Source organism: Aquimarina discodermiae, from assembly GCF_040786235.1.
In the GTDB taxonomy this organism is placed as follows: Bacteria; Bacteroidota; Bacteroidia; order Flavobacteriales; family Flavobacteriaceae; genus Aquimarina.
Window position 1 is genome coordinate 57,032 of record NZ_JBFMKP010000012.1, and the last position, 17,969, is coordinate 75,000.

Annotated in this window: 19 protein-coding genes; 12 read left to right on the top strand and 7 right to left on the bottom strand. The window is 34.5% G+C overall.

Translation table 11 applies throughout. The features are described 5' to 3' along the window. Positions 1-37 precede the first annotated feature (37 nt). The gene (locus ABW636_RS09260) at positions 38-310 is read left to right on the top strand and encodes a hypothetical protein (RefSeq protein ID WP_367589692.1); all 273 of its coding nucleotides are present in this window, start codon (positions 38-40) and stop codon (positions 308-310) included. Between the two features lie 50 nt (positions 311-360). Here ABW636_RS09260 and bioA read toward each other — a convergent pair whose 3' ends face one another. From bioA to ABW636_RS09275, 3 genes are all read right to left on the bottom strand, one after another. After that, positions 361-1,626 carry an adenosylmethionine--8-amino-7-oxononanoate transaminase gene (bioA, locus tag ABW636_RS09265; protein ID WP_367589693.1) on the bottom strand — a complete coding sequence of 422 codons (1,266 nt, stop codon included), beginning with the start codon at positions 1,624-1,626 and terminating at the stop codon, positions 361-363. A 98-nt stretch (positions 1,627-1,724) separates the two neighbouring features. Further along, positions 1,725-2,348 carry a dethiobiotin synthase gene (gene bioD, locus ABW636_RS09270; protein WP_367589694.1) on the bottom strand — a complete coding sequence of 208 codons (624 nt, stop codon included), beginning with the start codon at positions 2,346-2,348 and terminating at the stop codon, positions 1,725-1,727. Continuing rightward, positions 2,345-3,532 carry an aminotransferase class I/II-fold pyridoxal phosphate-dependent enzyme gene (locus ABW636_RS09275; RefSeq protein ID WP_367589695.1) on the bottom strand — a complete coding sequence of 396 codons (1,188 nt, stop codon included), beginning with the start codon at positions 3,530-3,532 and terminating at the stop codon, positions 2,345-2,347. Before ABW636_RS09275 ends, bioD begins: the two co-directional genes overlap by 4 nt. A 252-nt stretch (positions 3,533-3,784) precedes the next feature. Between ABW636_RS09275 and ABW636_RS09280 the strand changes: the two genes are divergently transcribed. The 4 genes from ABW636_RS09280 to ABW636_RS09295 all read left to right on the top strand — a co-directional run bounded on the left by ABW636_RS09280 (position 3,785) and on the right by ABW636_RS09295 (position 6,557). Further along, entirely contained in the window at positions 3,785-4,303 is a 519-nt protein-coding gene (locus ABW636_RS09280) for a DUF2975 domain-containing protein (RefSeq protein WP_367589696.1), read from the top strand. 2 nt (positions 4,304-4,305) lie between these two features. Continuing rightward, positions 4,306-4,512 (top strand): helix-turn-helix domain-containing protein, encoded by a 207-nt coding sequence (locus tag ABW636_RS09285; protein WP_367589697.1) that lies wholly within the window; start codon positions 4,306-4,308, stop codon positions 4,510-4,512. Between the two features lie 135 nt (positions 4,513-4,647). Further along, complete coding sequence (locus ABW636_RS09290) at positions 4,648-5,961, top strand: metallophosphoesterase (protein ID WP_367589698.1); 1,314 nt, start codon at positions 4,648-4,650, stop codon at positions 5,959-5,961. Between the two features lie 95 nt (positions 5,962-6,056). Further along, complete coding sequence (locus ABW636_RS09295) at positions 6,057-6,557, top strand: GNAT family N-acetyltransferase (RefSeq protein ID WP_367589699.1); 501 nt, start codon at positions 6,057-6,059, stop codon at positions 6,555-6,557. Between the two features lie 60 nt (positions 6,558-6,617). On the opposite strand, the gene ABW636_RS09300 is transcribed toward ABW636_RS09295, so the two are convergent. Further along, positions 6,618-6,896 carry a F0F1 ATP synthase subunit delta/epsilon gene (locus tag ABW636_RS09300; protein ID WP_367589700.1) on the bottom strand — a complete coding sequence of 93 codons (279 nt, stop codon included), beginning with the start codon at positions 6,894-6,896 and terminating at the stop codon, positions 6,618-6,620. A gap of 58 nt (positions 6,897-6,954) precedes the next feature. Beyond that, on the bottom strand, positions 6,955-8,463 hold the full coding sequence (atpD, locus tag ABW636_RS09305; RefSeq protein WP_367589701.1) for a F0F1 ATP synthase subunit beta: 1,509 nt from the start codon (positions 8,461-8,463) through the stop codon (positions 6,955-6,957). Positions 8,464-8,933: 470 nt separating this feature from the next. On the opposite strand from atpD, the gene ABW636_RS09310 reads away from it, so the two are divergent. Further along, on the top strand, positions 8,934-9,098 hold the full coding sequence (locus ABW636_RS09310) for a transposase (protein WP_367589765.1): 165 nt from the start codon (positions 8,934-8,936) through the stop codon (positions 9,096-9,098). A 246-nt stretch (positions 9,099-9,344) separates the two neighbouring features. Here ABW636_RS09310 and ABW636_RS09315 read toward each other — a convergent pair whose 3' ends face one another. Together ABW636_RS09315 and ABW636_RS09320 are read right to left on the bottom strand one after the other, a co-directional pair. Continuing rightward, positions 9,345-10,949 (bottom strand): SGNH/GDSL hydrolase family protein, encoded by a 1,605-nt coding sequence (locus tag ABW636_RS09315; protein WP_367589702.1) that lies wholly within the window; start codon positions 10,947-10,949, stop codon positions 9,345-9,347. Between the two features lie 30 nt (positions 10,950-10,979). After that, the gene (locus tag ABW636_RS09320; RefSeq protein ID WP_367589703.1) at positions 10,980-13,739 is read right to left on the bottom strand and encodes a TonB-dependent receptor; all 2,760 of its coding nucleotides are present in this window, start codon (positions 13,737-13,739) and stop codon (positions 10,980-10,982) included. Between the two features lie 197 nt (positions 13,740-13,936). Here ABW636_RS09320 and ABW636_RS09325 point away from each other — a divergent pair, with 197 nt between their 5' ends. From ABW636_RS09325 to ABW636_RS09350, 6 genes are all read left to right on the top strand, one after another. Next, the gene (locus ABW636_RS09325) at positions 13,937-15,115 is read left to right on the top strand and encodes a molybdopterin molybdotransferase MoeA (RefSeq protein ID WP_367589704.1); all 1,179 of its coding nucleotides are present in this window, start codon (positions 13,937-13,939) and stop codon (positions 15,113-15,115) included. Positions 15,116-15,210: 95 nt separating this feature from the next. After that, positions 15,211-15,546 (top strand): winged helix-turn-helix domain-containing protein, encoded by a 336-nt coding sequence (locus ABW636_RS09330; RefSeq protein WP_367589705.1) that lies wholly within the window; start codon positions 15,211-15,213, stop codon positions 15,544-15,546. A 12-nt stretch (positions 15,547-15,558) separates the two neighbouring features. Further along, complete coding sequence (locus ABW636_RS09335; protein WP_367589706.1) at positions 15,559-16,143, top strand: molybdenum cofactor guanylyltransferase; 585 nt, start codon at positions 15,559-15,561, stop codon at positions 16,141-16,143. Next, complete coding sequence (locus ABW636_RS09340; RefSeq protein WP_367589707.1) at positions 16,127-16,363, top strand: MoaD/ThiS family protein; 237 nt, start codon at positions 16,127-16,129, stop codon at positions 16,361-16,363. The genes ABW636_RS09335 and ABW636_RS09340 overlap by 17 nt, the downstream gene beginning before the upstream one ends. A 17-nt stretch (positions 16,364-16,380) precedes the next feature. Next, entirely contained in the window at positions 16,381-17,484 is a 1,104-nt protein-coding gene (moeB, locus tag ABW636_RS09345; RefSeq protein WP_367589708.1) for a molybdopterin-synthase adenylyltransferase MoeB, read from the top strand. Then, a complete protein-coding gene (locus tag ABW636_RS09350) occupies positions 17,462-17,929 on the top strand; it encodes a molybdenum cofactor biosynthesis protein MoaE (RefSeq protein ID WP_367589709.1) in 468 nt (155 codons plus the stop codon). Before moeB ends, ABW636_RS09350 begins: the two co-directional genes overlap by 23 nt. Positions 17,930-17,969: the final 40 nt, after the last annotated feature.

The following is a 17,969-nucleotide window of genomic DNA, read 5'->3' on the forward strand; positions in this document are numbered from 1 at the left end:
AGATTAATTTTACGTTAACTAGTAAGACATTGTATCCATGCCCCAAAAAATTATAACCACAGATCTTTCGGAGGATTTCAAACAAGTTTTTGAATTATTAGAAAGTAACGGAATTGTACTTTTTGAAAAACCTATAGATGCATTCGAAAAATTCAAATCATCTTTTGATGCATACCAAAAGGAGATGTTCGAAAATGAATTAAAATATATCTCAGGTAGTTTTATGAAAGATGATACATTACTACAGTTTTACAGAAACCCAGAAAAACTATCTAATACGTACACAAAAAGATATTTAAAAACTCTGTAAATAGTTGATTTTTAGATCTTATATGGATTTAGAATTTTAATTATACGTTTCTAAATCGATTCCAATAAATCTATAATAGCATCATAAACTTTGTTAAGCTCTTGTTCTGAAATTACAAAAGGGGCTAAGATATAAATGGTGTTTCCTAGAGGTCGTAAAAAGATCCCTTGCTTCATAAAATGATCAAAAATGGCATAACGTTTTTTTCCGTAGCGGTTCATGTCAATGTTTAGGTCTAAGGCATAAATTACTCCGGTTTGTCTTGTAGTACTTACTTTTGGGTGGTTTTTGATTTTATGATCAAAGTTTTTGTGCGATGCTATAATACGCTTTATATTATTTTGCATAGTCTCACTTTCTAAAAGCTCTATTGCTGCCAATGCAACCGAACATGCTATTGGATTAGCAGAATAGGTGTGTGCATGAAAAAAAGCTTTCCCAACAGAATCATCTAGAAATGCATCATAAATTTCTTGAGTACAACTGGTTACTGCCATAGGTACAAAGCCTGCTGTAAGCGATTTGGACATCGAGATAATATCGGGCTTTGTTTTTACGTATTCAGAAGCAAAAGTTTTTCCTGTTTTTCCAAAGCCAGTCATCACTTCATCTGCAATGGTAATAACTTGATTTTTTTTACAAATCTTTAGAACTTGATTGAGATATTCTGCCTCAAACATATGCATTGCATTAGCACCTTGTACGAGAGGTTCGTATATAAAAGCGGCAACTTTATGATTGTCAAGAATAGTTTGTAATAGTTCTATGACACGATCAATATTTTGAGAATTGGGAGTAGGAATACGTTGTACATCTATGAAAAAATCTTTAAAAGGTCCGTTGTACACAGATAGACCAGAGGCAGACATAGCGCCAAAAGTATCTCCATGAAATCCGTCTTCAAAAGCGACGATGGTATTTCTTTTTTCTCCCTTGTTAAAATGATATTGTAATGCCATTTTAATTCCAACTTCATTTGCAGTAGAGCCATTGTCAGAGAAAAATATTTTTTCCTGATTATCAGGTAGTATTCTGATTAATTCTTCAGATAACTTAATGGCAGGTTCGTGTGTAAATCCTGCAAATACAATTTGATCAAGTTGTTGCATTTGCTGTTGCACTCTTTTTAGGATAAAATCGTTGCAATGCCCATACATTGCAGTGTACCATGAGGCTATTCCGTCGATATAGGTGTTACCCTCTTCGTCATACAGCAAAGTGCCTTTTGCTTTTACAATGGGTAAGGCTTCAGGATGAATTTTATGTTGAGTTAGAGGATGCCAAATATGTTTTTTATCTCTATTTTTTAATGTCATACGAAAGAAGGTATTTTTCGCAGATGCGAAAAGATGTTTAAATTATGAGTGAAGTGTTGTTTCTTTGTTTTTATAACGAATAGAAAATGTACTGAAAACTATAAAGCTTCTAATTTATCTCTAAACATTGCTGCATATTCCTGAATAACATTATTGTCAAAATAGGGCTCGTTGTTAATTCGTCCAATCACATTAACCCCTGTCATTTCTTTTATAATAGCTTCGGTAGATTTGTTCTCCTCTCCGTTAAAAATAACAGAAACCGTATGTCCTTGCTCTTGTAAAATCCATAGGGTCATTAGCGTGTGATTAATACTGCCTAAGTAATGTCTAGAAACTACGATAACGTGATATCCAGGTTGTATTAAATCTAGAATGGTATCTTCATTATTAATAGGGACTAATAGCCCTCCAGCACCTTCTACCACCAAATGATTATCGGTAACAGGAAACTTAATAGCATCGGTATGGATGGAGACCCCGTCTATTTGAGCTGCAGCATGTGGACTCATAGGAGTTTGTAGTGCAAAGCTATTGGGGTAAAATTCGGATATAGGGTTAGAGACCAACTCTTTTACTTTATGTGTGTCAGAATACTCCAGGTCTCCTGCTTGTATGGGTTTAAAGTAATCTGCGCGTAAAGCTTCTACAACAATAGCCGAAGCTATTGTTTTTCCTACATCGGTACTAATACCAGTAACGAATATTTTTTTTGTCATCATAGAAAGTGTGTAATGTGTTCTCCCTTCTGTTTGTCTACAAAAGTAGCAAGTAGTTCTATAACTTCAGAGATTTCTACTATAGAATTGTAAGAATGTATGCAAAAACGTAAACGTTCTTGTCCTTTGGGGACTGTTGGATGCAATATAGGCTTGATGTCAAAGTTTTTTTGCTGAATCTTGTACGCTATACTTTTGATGTTTTCATTGCCAGGTACAATGCAGCAATGTATAGCAGAACTACTTTTTATAAATAAGTGCTCAAGATGGTGCTCTTTTAGTTTTTGATTAAACAACCGAATGTTATTATGTAGACGTATGATATTAGGAGTGGCTTTAAGTTCTTCATAAGCTGTGATAATGGTAGCTAATGAATGTGGTGGTAATCCGGTGGTATAAATAAGACTTCTTGCATAGTTTGTTAGATAAGTTTTTAGGGTGGTTGACCCTAAAACTACAGCCCCGTGACATCCCATTGCTTTGCCAAAGGTGATGATTCTGGCAAAAACCTGATTTTCGATACCCAATTGTTGTAGTAATCCTACTCCCTGGTTTCCAAATATACCAACAGCGTGGGCTTCATCAACTATAAAATGACATTGGTGTTTTTTACAAAAAGTTACAAAACTATGTAGATCAGGAGTATCGCCATCCATAGAAAAGACAGATTCTGTAACCACATATACATGGGGGGATTGAGTTGGGTTTTCTATATTAGAAATTACTTGCTGATATCTTTTTTGTAAATCGTGTAAACTGTTGTGTTTAAATTTATAGGATTTGGCATTGCTCATTTGTATGCCATCTCTAATAGAAGCATGAATTAATTCGTCATAAAGAATAACATCTCCGCGTTGAGGTACAGCAGCAAAAAAACCAATATTAGCATCGTATCCGGAATTAAAAATCAAGGCAGCTTCAGCATTATGAAATTTTCTCAATAATTCTTCTGTCTCGATATATAATTTATGATTTCCTGATAGCAAACGAGATCCAGTTGCACCATTCTGATACATTTTTTTCTGTATCATGAATTTATGAGCGTTGTCAAATATTGTTTTTGAAGAGGCAAACCCTAGGTAATCGTTAGACGAAAAATCTATTAGGTATTCTTGTGTGCCAAATTTTCGCAAAGCATTATTGGCTTTACGATCATTTAGTTGTTTTATAAGCTTTTTAGGTAACACGGGCCAAAGGTACAAAGACCATTAGATTTCAAAAACTAAAATAATAAGATTATTTTTTTTTGATAATAAATTATTGTTTTTCAATAATTTTTATAAATTTGTCATCGTTTAACGATGATTTTTTTAAGATGCAGCTAGTCATAATTTTAGAAAAGCCAATTCTCATATGCCATTATGTTCTTTTGGTCTACTTGAGCAAGGTGTTTTCAAAAACCAAAAAAATCAATCTAAAAAGGAAATAAATATACAATCATGAAACTAAAAATTTTCGGCAAAAAATCATTGTCTCAATTATTGTTTTACATAACTCGATTGACCACAATTGGATACAGCATCTTTTTGTTATTTATTAGCTATGCTTTTGTAAGTGACAATTTCATAGGTGTTTCTAATGGTCAATTTCAAATTGGAATTCCGTTAACTGATTCGGCTATTAAAGGGGGCTATGATTCGAGCACAATTGGCTCGATCATAGTTTTCTTTATTTTTTATATATTGTTTTTCTATATTTTATCAATGGTATTTAGAACTTTTAGAGAAGAGGTGTTGTTTACCGAGTTGGCCATAAAGTATTTGACATATTTTGCGATCATAAATTTATTTTTCCCTTTTGTTTATGGTGTCCTTCAGAGTATTATTTTATATAAGATTGATTTTAATGATCTTTCAATAGCGTTTTTGCATATAATCCTAGGAGTTTTCTCGATGTTTATCATTACCATTTTTAAACAAGGGGTTCAATTACAAGAAGAAACAGAATTAACTATTTAATCATGCCAATAATTGTAAATCTTGATATAATGCTTGCCAAGCGAAAAATGAAAAGCAAGGATTTGGCTGAAAAAATAGGAATTACTACGGCCAATCTTTCGATTCTAAAATCAGGTAAAGCAAAGGCGATTCGTTTTTCTACATTAGAATCTATTTGTGAAGCCTTAAATTGTCAACCATCAGATATCTTAGAATATATCAAAGAATAAATTTTTTCAACCCCTAAGAAGATTTCTATTCTTGCAGAACTTCTTCTAGTCCTTTTTTAGAAAACCTTTAGCATACAATGACTTAAAAAATCATTGTACTAATATACTATTGTCCAATTTTAATCAATTTTAAAAATGAAAAAAATAAAAAAATGGAAGTTATTTCTTCTTTATCCTTTACTGACTTTATGTTTAATAGTTATAATTTTCATAACGTATAAATTAAATCAAAGTACGGTTATATTAACCGAAAATGGGATTTATCAAAGATTACAAGTCCCTGTCAAAGATAAATTTGTTGATATAAACGTATATCTTGCAGGAATAGCAGATAAGCCAATATTCGAAAAAGATTTCGTAGAAGGCCCAATTGTTACGTATCAAAAAGACAAAACAATCTCTATAGATTGGTTTAGTGAGGGGATAACACATCAGAAAAACTATGGCTCAGATATTGAAAACTTTTCTATAAATACTAAGTATAGCACCCAAGATTTTATCCTGCCCAAAATTGACATACCTCTAACCGAGATTGCAACTTCACCTAATAAAATTGGATTTTTCAGTGATGTTCATGGAGATTATCAATATATGATCACAGTACTCAAAAACTTAAAAGTAATCGACTCTATGGGTAATTGGGATTTTGAAGATAACCATTTGGTGATTGTTGGTGATATGGTAGATAGAGGTACTGAAGTTGATAAGGTGCTCTGGGCAATTGTGCAACTCTCGGAACAGGCAAAAAAAGTAGGGGGTATGGTGCATTATCTTATAGGAAATCACGAACAATATATTTTAAAAGGGAATTTCAGTAGAGTAAATCCTAAAAATCTTTATGCGATTCAGCAAATGATGCCTTTTGAAAAAGCGTATTCAAAACAGACATATATTGGAAAATGGCTAAGAACCAGGCCGGTTATCTTAAAAATTGGAAATACATTGATTGCTCATGGAGGGGTAAGCCCTCAAACTGCTGAAAAAAAATATACTGTTCAACAGATAAATCAAGCCATGTGGGACTATTGGGATGAGAAAAGTGTTGAAGATGATTTGAAAGAAATTATATTGGGAAAAACAGGTATAACACAGTATAGGGGATATATTAGGCCAAACGATGAAATAAAAAAGGCTACGAACAAAGAAGTTGATCAGGTTCTAAAAACATACAATGCCTCAAGAATTATAGTGGGTCATACCAATGTAGGGGCTATAACACCTCTATTTGATGGTAAAGTATATGATATTAATGCCATAGAAACATGCCCGCAAGCTCTTGTCTTAGAGGGCGAGAATACTAAAATCATTGATGTTGGAATTGTAAAGAAAGATGTGTCTACTAAATTATCGGCAAGAGATTTCTCATTATTCAAAAAAAACGATCTTAAAATGATTTCTTCAACAATTGGTAATATCATTAAACTTTCCTCGATACCTCATCCGTATTAAAAAATTAAGGAACTTATGATAATAAGAGTAAAGAATGGCCGTATATTTATATAATGAGAAATATTACATATACGGTCTCTTTAACTTATAATGAATTGAAGCAAATTCTCCACCTTCAGCAAAGTAACTTACCTGTTTCAATTTCTGAATCAGAAAAACAAAAAGAAGGTTTTCTTACTGTAAAACATGATCTTACTATTTTGGCAAAAATGAATAGTGTACAGCAGCATATTATTGCTAAAAATGAAGATAAGGTAATAGGATATGCACTATGTATGACAAAAGATTTTAAAAACGATATCCCTGTTTTAGAGCCAATGTTTGTACAAGTCGATAATGTTATAGATGTGTCAACATCGTATATAACCATGGGACAAATTTGTGTTGATAAAGAGTATAGGCGACAAGGAGTTTTTAGAGGGTTATATCAAAAAATGAAAGAACAACTAAAAGGTAAGTACGATCTTTTGATTACAGAAGTAGATGCTGATAATTTACGTTCTTTACAGGCGCATTATGCTGTGGGGTTTGAAAAATTAACTACTTATGAAGCAAGTGGAGCGACGTGGCAAGTTGTGTGCTGGGATTGGGCTTAAAAGAAAAAAACACCTTCAAAATAGAAGGTGTTTTTGTATAAAATTTGTAAAATAATAAGTCTAGTCTGCTAGAATAATTATTTTATTGTCTTTCATTTCAATCACTCCAGAGTCGATAGAGACAAGTGTAGCACCATTATCTCCTTTAGAGAACTTGTTAGCAACTTCTTCTTCTGGGTTGATATCGCCATATACTTTGATACTTCCTTTTACAAGAGAAGAAAGAATAGGAGCGTGATTGTCTAACATCTGAAACTCTCCGTCTGCACCTGGTACAGCAACCGAAGTTACTTCACCGCTAAACAAGACAGCTTCTGGAGTTACTATTTCTAAATACATGTTTTTTCAATTTTGAATTAAGAATTAAGAATTCTGCATTCTGTATTCCGAATTATGACTATGCTTCGGCTAACATTTTCTCTCCAGCTTCGATAGATTCTTCGATAGTACCTTTAAGGTTAAATGCTGCTTCTGGTAGGTGGTCTAATTCACCATCCATAATCATGTTAAATCCTTTGATAGTATCTTTGATATCTACTAAACAACCTGGGATACCTGTAAACTGTTCTGCTACATGGAATGGCTGAGATAAGAAACGTTGTACACGACGTGCACGTCCTACCGCTAGTTTATCTTCTTCAGATAATTCTTCCATACCAAGAATAGCAATAATATCTTGTAATTCTTTATAACGCTGTAATAACTCTTTTACTCGTTGTGCACAGTTATAGTGCTCATCTCCTAAGATATCAGCTGTAAGAATTCTAGAAGTAGAATCTAATGGGTCTACCGCTGGATAGATACCAAGCTCTGCAATTTTACGAGATAATACTGTTGTTGCATCCAAGTGGGCAAACGTTGTTGCTGGTGCTGGATCTGTTAAATCATCTGCAGGTACATATACTGCCTGTACAGAAGTAATAGATCCTTTTTTAGTCGATGTAATACGTTCCTGCATCACACCCATCTCTGTTGCAAGTGTTGGTTGGTATCCTACTGCAGATGGCATACGTCCAAGAAGTGCAGATACCTCAGATCCTGCTTGTGTAAAACGGAAGATGTTATCTACGAAGAAAAGTACATCTTTTCCTTGTCCATCTCCAGCTCCGTCACGGAAATATTCTGCAATTGTAAGACCTGATAATGCTACACGAGCACGAGCACCTGGTGGCTCATTCATCTGTCCAAATACGAACGTAGCTTTAGATTCTTTCATTACATTTTTGTCTACTTTAGAAAGATCCCATCCTCCTTCTTCCATAGAGTGCATGAAGTCATCTCCATATTTAATAATTCCTGATTCAAGCATTTCACGTAAAAGGTCATTACCTTCACGTGTTCTCTCTCCTACACCGGCAAATACAGAAAGACCACCATGTCCTTTTGCAATATTGTTAATTAACTCCTGAATAAGTACTGTTTTACCTACACCGGCACCACCAAATAATCCAATTTTACCTCCTTTTGCATAAGGCTCAATAAGATCGATTACTTTAATACCTGTAAATAATACTTCTGTAGAAGTTGATAAATCTTCAAACTTAGGAGCTTGACGGTGAATTGGAAGTCCTTTTTCTCCTGCTTTAGGAAGGTCTCCTAATCCATCAATTGCATCTCCAATAACATTAAATAGACGCCCATATACATCACCTCCTATTGGCATTTGGATTGGAGCTCCAGTTGCAACAACTTCGATTCCTCTACTCAATCCATCACTAGAGTCCATGGCAATGGTACGTACAGTATCCTCACCAATGTGAGACTGAACCTCTAGCACTAGCTTGCTACCGTCTGTTTTGTTAATTTCTAACGAATCATAAATTTTTGGTAATTCAGCACCAGCTGCGAATTCTACATCGATAACCGGACCTACAATTTGAGATACTTTACCCGTAACTTTAGACATTATATAACTATTTAATGTTTAGTATTTAACTATGTTTAAAAAAATGAAGTACTCAATTATCCTGAATACTAGCTTTTTTCAGGCTGCAAATATAGTCTTTTAAAATGAAAAAAATAACTCATTTTATTTAGTTTTTTTTGAAGGTCGTTTTACTACTTTTTTTTACATGTCTAATCCCCGTATTTTAGAGGTTTTGTGCTGCTTTTTAATTGTTTACAAATAATTCATTGGATCAATGATTCTTTTTAATATAGCCAGTAATGATGATCAATCATGACATGTTCTGTGTAACTTTAAACGTAACTTTACTACGTTGTAAGTTGTTTTTGTGCTAAAATACTTCTTAAGAGGTTGTAGTTTTGTATGAACCCATTTAAGGAAATAGTCTTGCAGTTTTTTATTGAAACAGATTTTTTGAACCAGAAAAACAATATGTTTTGATAAAACTTCGGCACATTTATGCCTGTATATTGATTTTTAAAAATCGTTGTAGAGAGCTTCTGATTCAGATTTGTGTGTCAGAAAATATAGTTGTCCTGAAAGGAGTAGTTAGTGTAGATCATATTCATATTGAATATCCCCCAAAAGTTAGCTTGAGTTCATTGGTAAATAGATTTAATAGTTTTTTTTTCTAGTGAGTTACAACAAGGATGTCTTTTTTTAAAAGAGGGGGTACTGGGGTAATCATTTTTGAGCAACAGGTTATGGAGTATATGTAATATTACATAGGAGATGGTGAATCAATATTTGGATCACAATCGTCATGATTAAGAATGATAATTCTAATTTTATATTAGAATAGGTTTAGGGACTTTAGTCTCTGGTAAAATAAACCCCTGCACTTAAAGTGCAGGGTGATTTAGTATAATAAATAAGCTTTTTTACGGAAATGCAATTGGATAAAAAACAGAGTAGTCTGCAGCTTTAACCAAAGGGATATTAGAACCATAGGTGTTATTAATTTCGTCGATTGCTTTGTTAGCAATAAAAGCATACCCTCTTGCTGTAAGATGGATTCCGTCCAAAGAAAATGCACCTCCAAAAACAAGGTCATCCTGTAATAAAAACTCATCAAATTGAGCGCCATTTTCAGAAGCTTCTTTCAGAATAGCGTTGGCATCAACAAAAGCTAATCCGGCTTCTTTTACAGCTGCATCTATAATAGTGTTAAAAGAAGTAGTGGCATTAGCAATTTCTTCTTGTTCAGAAGGAATCAATACCCATTTGTCTTCTAATGGATAAGTAACACCATTTACCGACAATAAGCCTGCTTCTTCTGGTGATAGTCCAAGCCCTGTTAACATGGTAATTGCATCGGGATTAACCTCTCCAATAATAGAAGAGCTTGGTAATACTAATAAATCATTTTCGTTAGCAGGTCGTGCTTGCCCATATAAAATCCCTGTGATAGTAGCTTGCCCCGGATCAACCCCAATGTTGATAAGTGTTGTTGTTATATCACCTGATAAGTCTGTTAGTGATTCATCCTTAATAACGACAGGACTTGCGGCATCAGTAGCAAATGTGATCGATCTCTCAGGAACATTTAACGCTGCAAAAACGAGATTTAATCCTGCAAAATTTTCGTTTAATGTAGGGATTTGTGGGCCAAAACTTGGGTTCGTAGGATCCAGAGGCGCATAGGGTACTGTAGTAAAATGCGGTATCGAGGTAACATCAGGAATATTAAAAGCTACTCCTTTGGCTCCTTCAGAAATTAAAGAAGCAACAATACTATTATAAGATAGTGTGAATGTTGCTTCATCGGTTATAGGATCTGTGTCATCTCCCCCCGTTGTAGCATATCCAAGTACATCATTATTACCAATCCATAAAGAGAAAAAAGTAGGATTTTGATTCGTGGCGTCACCAATTACAGAAGCAGTAGGTGATGAAGCCATACGAACAAAATAAGGATTCGCGAGCGGAGGCTCTACAGCTAAACCTGCTGCATTACCATATCCTTCTGCTAGTAAATGAAAGCTTTTGGCTCCTGGAATCCCCATGTTATTAAAGTTAGAGCCGATATTTGTAGTAGCTTCAGTTCCTGGTAATTTTGGTGAGAATTCTAACTTATCGGGAACAACACCCAACGGATAAGGGCCAGAGTCAAAATCATCATCTGGGTTAGGATCACTATAAAAATATAATCTAGGCCCAAAACTACCATCATTCATTGGGATTCCTCCAAAAAGAAATCCTCCAGTATTATCGCTCATCAAAGGTTGTGTAAACTCTCCTCCTCCGGCCAAAGCAAACTGTTTTGCTAAAATATTGGGTAAAGAGTTTTCTTGACCCGCAATAAATAACGCACCATCGGTAAACCCTGCGGTTAGAGAGTTTCCTACAGCAACATATTTAGAGAAATCAGCATTTCCAGAAGTAATTGCAATTTCTTCTGAAGTATCGGTCGTATTATCATCAGATTCGCAGGCTATACATCCAAAAATTAAGAAGAGTAGTAGCCATTTATATTGAGTATTCATATCTAATTTCTTTACAATGATTAAAAGTTGTTATAGATTATTTAGTGATAGACCAATATAGTATTGTGATCCTATAAAACCAGTACCAAATGCGGTAAAGTATTCATCACCTCCTATATTGGTGGCTCCTGCTTTCAAAATGGCTTTTAATTTTGGGATTTTGTAGCTAATCTGTGCGTCAATAACAGAGAAAGAAGGTACATCACCGTTACCAAAAGTAGCTTCCCAGAAATAACTGTCACTCCATCTGTAACTAGTGTTGAAGCCAAAATTCTTAAATAAATTTTCATTACCCAAAGAAGCTTTTACCTTATGTTTTGGAGTGTTGAAATTAGTAAGGAAATCAGGATCTTCGTCTTTGTTGAAGCCTTGTTCTGCAAAGGTATAATTAACGCCAACATCAAAATTACCTGGTAACCTTGTATTTACTCCAACCGTAGCTCCCAAGGATTTTATGGTTGCACTTGTGTTTGTATAAGTTTGGTAAATTTGGAAGTCCTCATTTTGTATTGCAGCAAGTGATAAGGTATTATCTCCAACTTGGCCATAATATGGAACAATGACACTTTCTGTAGAGATAAAATCTTTATATTGGTTAAAGTACCCGCTGATATCAATAATAAAAGAATGAACCTTACCTCGATAACCAACTTCAAAAGCAGTAATTTTTTCAGGTTTTACGATTTCTGCATTAGAATTTTCTGGATTTCCGCTTTGTACAGAAGCTAATGAAAATGAGTTTTCATAGGCTTGCCTACCTACAATAGTTACTTCATCAGAACCTACGATACCTTCGCCAGAATTACTTAAATCATCAAATGTTCTAACATCTCTATCCAAATTGTCTTTTGCAGACCCCACCAATATAGCACGTCCAATATCTAATCCAATATATAAATTTTGGGTAGTTGGATTTCTAAAACCAGTTTGTACAGAGGCTCTAAGATTGTGATCTCTTTCTACGCCCAAGGTATACCCCACAGATAGCCTAGGGGATAAATTGCCATCAAATAGTTTTGATTTATCATAACGAACAGAAGCCGTTACTTTTGCTCTTTCATCAGCAAATTTCTTTACAATTTGTGAATAGATACCATACTCAGAATATCGAATGGGGCCATCAAAATCGGTAAAGATAGTACCTGATGAATTTAGTTTATATTCTCTAAAAGACCCTCCTATTTGAATATCTGCAAAATCCCCAATCATATGGGTTAAATTATAATTTGCATCTACATGTCTAAGCTGGGTGGCATCTTGAAATTTTGATCCTGTATCTAAATTAGGATCTGCCGTAACTTTTTCAAAGGCCTGGTTAAATTCTGGAGTACCTGGAAGTAATCTTCCGGTATCGGCTACTTGTCGGGCAGTGGCATGTGCTTGCTCTGGTAGAACCCCGGCAAGTGTTTCTTGTACAAATGTGCCTGCATATTCTCCAAACCAGGTTTCATTATCTTTCCAGCTTTGATTGATATTGATTGCGGTAAAACGTGTGTCATAAGAGTCTCCTGCATCTTCGTCGGTTAAATATCCTCTAACAAAAAAATTGTCATTCTTAACTTCTAATTTGTGTTGTTGTAAAAAGAAGTTGCGTATTGCATATCTATTTCCTCCTTGATAAATGGTAGTTCCTTTGCCAATTTTTCCGTTATAAATGATTTCCAGGTCATCTGCAAAAGGTCTATAATGCAAGGAAGTGTCAAACTTAATGCTTTCTGCTTGATAGGTGTTTAAGTCTTGTTCTGCATACCCGGTTCTACTCACGCTTTGATCCGGTAAAAGGTTTTCTGCACCAGCAGGTAAGATTCCTTTATCTACCAATAGTTCTCCTACTCCTCTAATATTAGTACTTACCTCGTCACCATAAATATTGGCACCATCATAATTAGGATCTGATCGATCGGTTGCAGGGTTTAAAACATTTGTTGTATTGGTAGCGAACCAATCGGTTCCGCGCAGATAAGAAAAGTTAGCTTTCGCAGCAAATTTGTCTGAAAATTTGTGAGCAACACGTATGCCATAATCATAAAATTCATTGTCTCCTGCAGCTTCTTGCGAGGTGATCCCTCCTTTGAAATAAGCACTAATCCCATGATGATCAAAAGGATTTTTACTGGTCATAAACAGGATACCGTTAAAAGCGTTGGCCCCATATAGCGCAGAAGAAGCTCCTGGTAACAGTTCTATACTGTTAACATCAAGTTCTGTCATTCCTAATAAGTTTCCTAATACAAAGTTTAATGCAGGTGCGGTATTATCCATACCATCTACCAGTTGTACAAATCGATTATTGGCAAAATCTGCAAAACCTCTTGTGTTTATAGATTTAAAGGTTAAACTGTTGGTGTTGATGTCTACTCCTTTTAAGTTTTCTAATCCGCCATAAAAATCTGCAGATGCCGTATTTTTGATTTCCTTGCTGTCATAACGTTCTATACTTACAGGGGATTCGAAGATGCGTTCAGGAGTTCTGGATGCAGAGATAACAACTTCATCAAGTTCTGTTCCCGCTTTTAGAATGATGTTGACATCAGTATTTTGATCAGAAATATCGGTAGAAGAACTTTCGAATCCAATAGCACTTACAATAAGCGTAAGAGGTGGTGTTTCATCAACTGTTAAAGTGAATAGTCCATCAAAATCAGAGACCGTTCCTCCAGACAATCCTTTTAGGGTGATATTTGCCCCGGGAATTGGTTGATTACTGTCGTCCAAAACTTTTCCTTTAATAGTTGTTTGTGCGATAATACTACTACTGATCAATAGTAGTAGTAATGTGATTTTTTTCATGCCCCAAATGTTTTTAAGAGTTATTAAGAACAAGGTACGTTTTTTTATTGGTTTTTGAAACGGTGTTTGATCTGTTTACAGTAGGTTTTATTGGTGTTGTTACTATAAGTATTGTAATAAGAAAATGTTGAAAGAAGATGTTATATAACTCTAATTTAATAGTTTTGTTGGTATTAGATAGATGAAATTAAATATTTATGATAGCTGTAGAAGAAGCATTGCGATTAATAGATAAAAACGTACAAAATACAGATAAGATAATCAGTTTGCCTATATCCAAGGCACAAGGTTGTATATTGGCAAAAGATGTTATGTCTATGATAGATATGCCTCCTTTTCGACAATCGGCTATGGATGGGTATGCTTTGGGGTCTATAGAAGAAAATTCTTTTGAACTTATTGGAGAAATACAGGCTGGGGATCATAAAAACCCTAAACTAGAGCGAGGTGTTGCAACAAGAATTTTTACAGGAGCTCCCGTACCTTCTACCGCTATGGCAGTTATCATGCAAGAAAAAACAAAGGTGCTCGATGGTAAGCTTGTTTTAGAAGAACAAGCAAAAGTAGATAGTAATATACGTCCCGTAGGAGAGCAAGTAAAAAAAGGAGATATAGCTCTTGCTGCCAAAACATTACTTACACCAGCAGGAATCGGTTACTTAGCTTCAATAGGAGTTACGCATATCGATGTGTTCCAAAAACCTTCAATTGCATTAATAACCACAGGAAATGAGTTAGTGCCTCCGGGTCAAAAATTAAAACATGGGCAAATTTATGAGAGTAATTCGGTGATGCTTTTGACTGCTCTTGAAGCATCTGGGTATCCCGATGTGTCCTGTTTTAAAGTAGAAGACGATTATGATTTGACATATGATCTTTTACAAAATACAATTGAACACTATGATATGGTCTTGATTTCTGGTGGAATTTCTGTTGGAGATTATGACTTTGTAGGAAAAGCACTTAAGGCACTAGATGTTGATGAAATCTTTTATAAAGTAAAGCAAAAACCTGGAAAGCCACTTTTTTTTGCTAAAAAAGCTAATGCAACCATATTTGCATTGCCAGGCAATCCAGCATCGTCCTTAAGCTGTTTTTATTTATACGCATTACCTACATTATTTAAGATGTCTGGAAACCCAGAATATCATCTGAAAAGAGAAGTTGCTATTGCTGATTTTTATTATAAAAAGAAAGGACAAAGAGCAGAATTTTTAAAAGCTATCGTAAAAGGGGGAAAAGTAACTTTATTAGATGGGCAGGCTTCATCGATGTTACGATCTTTTGCTTTGGCAAATGCATTGATCTATCTTTCTGAAGAAACAATTGAGGTGCAACCTCAAGATGAGGTACAAGTAATTCTTCTGCCTTCTTAATCAGTATATTGCTGGCAAATCTGTTAAAATGATGATAAATGTCATGATTTTATTAGAACACCCGTTGTATCTTTGAAAACCTAACGATTTATAAAATGAATTACCGTATAAAAAGTAGGATCTGGATAGAATCAGATGACGGAGTTTTTTTGGGAGAAGGAAGGGTTAAATTGTTAAAAGCTATTCAGAAAACAAATTCATTACGAAAGGCTGCAGAGGAAATAGAGATGTCTTATAAAAAGGCATGGAAACTTTTGGATAGTATGAATAAGACTGCTCAACAACCTATTGTGGTGACCTCGATAGGAGGAAAAGGAGGCGGAGGAGCACAAATAACAGCTTACGGAAAACAAATGATAGCAACTTTTGATTCTATCAATCAAAAATGTTGGAGTTTTCTGGATGATGAATTAAAACAAACTTCCTTTTAAATCTGCAGGTATATGAATATAAAAAAAGATATTACCGCTATAGTGCTGGCAGGAGGTAAAAGCAGCAGAATGGGAAGTGAAAAAGGATTGGTTTTATTAAAAGAGAAACCTTTTATAAATCATATTATAAATGCTGTAAAACCTTTGGTAAAAGAGATTGTTATAGTAAGTAGTAATACCTGTTATGATGACTATACAAGAAAACGAATAGAAGATAGTGTGCCAAATGCAGGGCCCGTAGCAGGACTTTTAACAGGGCTTCGATATTCTGAAACAGAAAATAATATAGTGCTAAGTTGTGATGTTCCTATGGTTACAACAGACGTTTTGAAAAAATTGCTAGCATATAAGGATGAGGATTATGATGTGGTTCAATTTGAAGCTAAGGGAAAAACGATACCACTAATTGCGCTTTACAAAAAACGATGCGAAGCAAAGTGTGCAGCATTGCTTTCTGATAATGAAAGACGTTTGCGTAGATTAATTCTTAGCTTAAAAACAAAGACGATTAAGATTTCTGAAAAAGAGTCTTTTTACGTGTCTAATATTAATACGATGGGAGAGTTAAAAATAATTGAAAATGCAATTAACCATTAAATATTTTGGGATGTTGACTGAAGCAACAAAGCATACAGAAGAACGTATGCATACCAATACATGTTCTGTGTTAGAATTGGTAGAAAAACTAAAAAATCAATATCCCGAATTAAAATACAAAGATTTTAAAGTAGCTGTAAACCATCAACTGGTTTCAGATGATTATTTGATTAACAATGAGGCAGAAATTGCACTTTTACCTCCTTTTGCAGGGGGGTAGTATATTAAAAATAAATAATGGATTCTTTTAATTTAAGATATCACAGACAAATTATTCTACCCGAAATAGGAGTAGCAGGACAAGAAAAAATAGCTGCAGCTAAAGTGTTGGTGATAGGAGCAGGAGGGTTAGGGTGCCCAATATTACAATATCTGGTTGCGGCAGGAATAGGTAAAATAGGAATTGTTGATTTTGATATCGTAGATATCTCTAATTTACATAGACAAATTCTATACGGCAAAAGCTCTGTAGGAGTTAATAAGGCTATAGCAGCAAAAAATAGGCTTACAGATCTCAATCCAGATATCGATATTGTAGCATATCCAGAAAAATTAACAACCAAAAATGCAATAGTTCTTTTTTCTGAATATGATATTGTAGTAGACGGTACGGATAACTTTTCTACGCGCTATTTGGTAAACGATGCCTGCGTACTATCTCAAAAACCGTTAGTATATGGAGCTATTTTTAAGTATGAAGGACAAGTAGCTGTTTTTAATTATAAAAACGGACCTACCTATCGATGTTTATTTCCAGAACCACCAGCAGCGGGAAGCGTTCCTTCTTGTGCAGAAATCGGAGTTCTGGGAGTATTGCCTGGTATCATAGGTAGTATGCAGGCAAATGAGGTGTTGAAGATTGTTTTAGAACTAGGAGATGTTTTAAGTGGTAAATTATTTACATATGATTGTCTAACCAATCAATCCTTGGCTTTTGGCGTTCCGCGAGTAGAGTCACAAGTGATTAAAGTACTAGATATGGCAACAAGTTTTGAAACGACAGATTATGATCTTTTTTGTGGAATCAAAAAAGGAGTAGACATTACTGCAAAAGATGCGTTTTTGATCAAAAATGCATGTTTTATTGATGTACGAGAAGAGCATGAACAACCTAAAATCGACAATTTAAATCCAATATATATACCTCTGGGAGAACTTGAAGAAAAAATTGATACAATACCGAAGGATAAAGAACTTGTTGTTTTTTGCCAATCGGGGATTCGAAGTAAGAAAGCATTAGAGATGTTACTTCAACATGATTTTAAGAATGTATCGCATATTAACGGTGGAGCAATAGCTTTATATAATAATAAACCAAATGTCACAGATCATAAAAGATAATACAGAAAAAAAGAAGTTAAAGAATATTTTTGTAGAAGGTGCTATTTCTCCAGATTTTATTGGGACATCTATTGCAAAACATCAAATAAAAACAACAATAGGCGCTCATAATATTTTTTTGGGACAGGTTCGTACAGATGATATAGATGGAAAACGAGTTGCTGCAATAGAATATACCGCTTATCAGGAAATGGCAAACCAAAAATTCTATGAAATAAGAGAACAAGCTTTTGAAAAGTTTGATCTTACCTGTATGCATATCTATCACAGTATAGGAAAAGTATATGCGGGAGAAGTGTGTCTGTTTGTATTTGTTTCTTCTGCCAGAAGAAAAGTGGTTTTCGAAGCATTAGAGTATATTGTAGAGGCTATTAAGGCAGATGTGCCAGTTTTTGGAAAAGAAATGTTTGAAGATGATTCTTATCAATGGAAAGAGAATAATTAGAAAAATAAAATAATATTGAATAAAGTCAGTGTGGAAATTG

Excerpts from the sequence above, each read along its gene's own strand:
- ABW636_RS09260 (WP_367589692.1), top strand. The coding sequence starts at position 38 with ATGCCCCAAAAAATTATAACCACAGATCTTTCGGAGGATTTCAAACAA.
- bioA (WP_367589693.1), bottom strand. The coding sequence starts at position 1,626 with ATGACATTAAAAAATAGAGATAAAAAACATATTTGGCATCCTCTAACT.
- bioD (WP_367589694.1), bottom strand. The coding sequence starts at position 2,348 with ATGATGACAAAAAAAATATTCGTTACTGGTATTAGTACCGATGTAGGA.
- ABW636_RS09280 (WP_367589696.1), top strand. The coding sequence starts at position 3,785 with ATGAAACTAAAAATTTTCGGCAAAAAATCATTGTCTCAATTATTGTTT.
- ABW636_RS09285 (WP_367589697.1), top strand. The coding sequence starts at position 4,306 with ATGCCAATAATTGTAAATCTTGATATAATGCTTGCCAAGCGAAAAATG.
- ABW636_RS09290 (WP_367589698.1), top strand. The coding sequence starts at position 4,648 with ATGAAAAAAATAAAAAAATGGAAGTTATTTCTTCTTTATCCTTTACTG.
- ABW636_RS09300 (WP_367589700.1), bottom strand. The coding sequence starts at position 6,896 with ATGTATTTAGAAATAGTAACTCCAGAAGCTGTCTTGTTTAGCGGTGAA.
- atpD (WP_367589701.1), bottom strand. The coding sequence starts at position 8,463 with ATGTCTAAAGTTACGGGTAAAGTATCTCAAATTGTAGGTCCGGTTATC.
- ABW636_RS09315 (WP_367589702.1), bottom strand. The coding sequence starts at position 10,949 with ATGAATACTCAATATAAATGGCTACTACTCTTCTTAATTTTTGGATGT.
- ABW636_RS09320 (WP_367589703.1), bottom strand. The coding sequence starts at position 13,739 with ATGAAAAAAATCACATTACTACTACTATTGATCAGTAGTAGTATTATC.
- ABW636_RS09325 (WP_367589704.1), top strand. The coding sequence starts at position 13,937 with ATGATAGCTGTAGAAGAAGCATTGCGATTAATAGATAAAAACGTACAA.
- ABW636_RS09330 (WP_367589705.1), top strand. The coding sequence starts at position 15,211 with ATGAATTACCGTATAAAAAGTAGGATCTGGATAGAATCAGATGACGGA.
- ABW636_RS09335 (WP_367589706.1), top strand. The coding sequence starts at position 15,559 with ATGAATATAAAAAAAGATATTACCGCTATAGTGCTGGCAGGAGGTAAA.
- ABW636_RS09340 (WP_367589707.1), top strand. The coding sequence starts at position 16,127 with ATGCAATTAACCATTAAATATTTTGGGATGTTGACTGAAGCAACAAAG.
- moeB (WP_367589708.1), top strand. The coding sequence starts at position 16,381 with ATGGATTCTTTTAATTTAAGATATCACAGACAAATTATTCTACCCGAA.
- ABW636_RS09350 (WP_367589709.1), top strand. The coding sequence starts at position 17,462 with ATGTCACAGATCATAAAAGATAATACAGAAAAAAAGAAGTTAAAGAAT.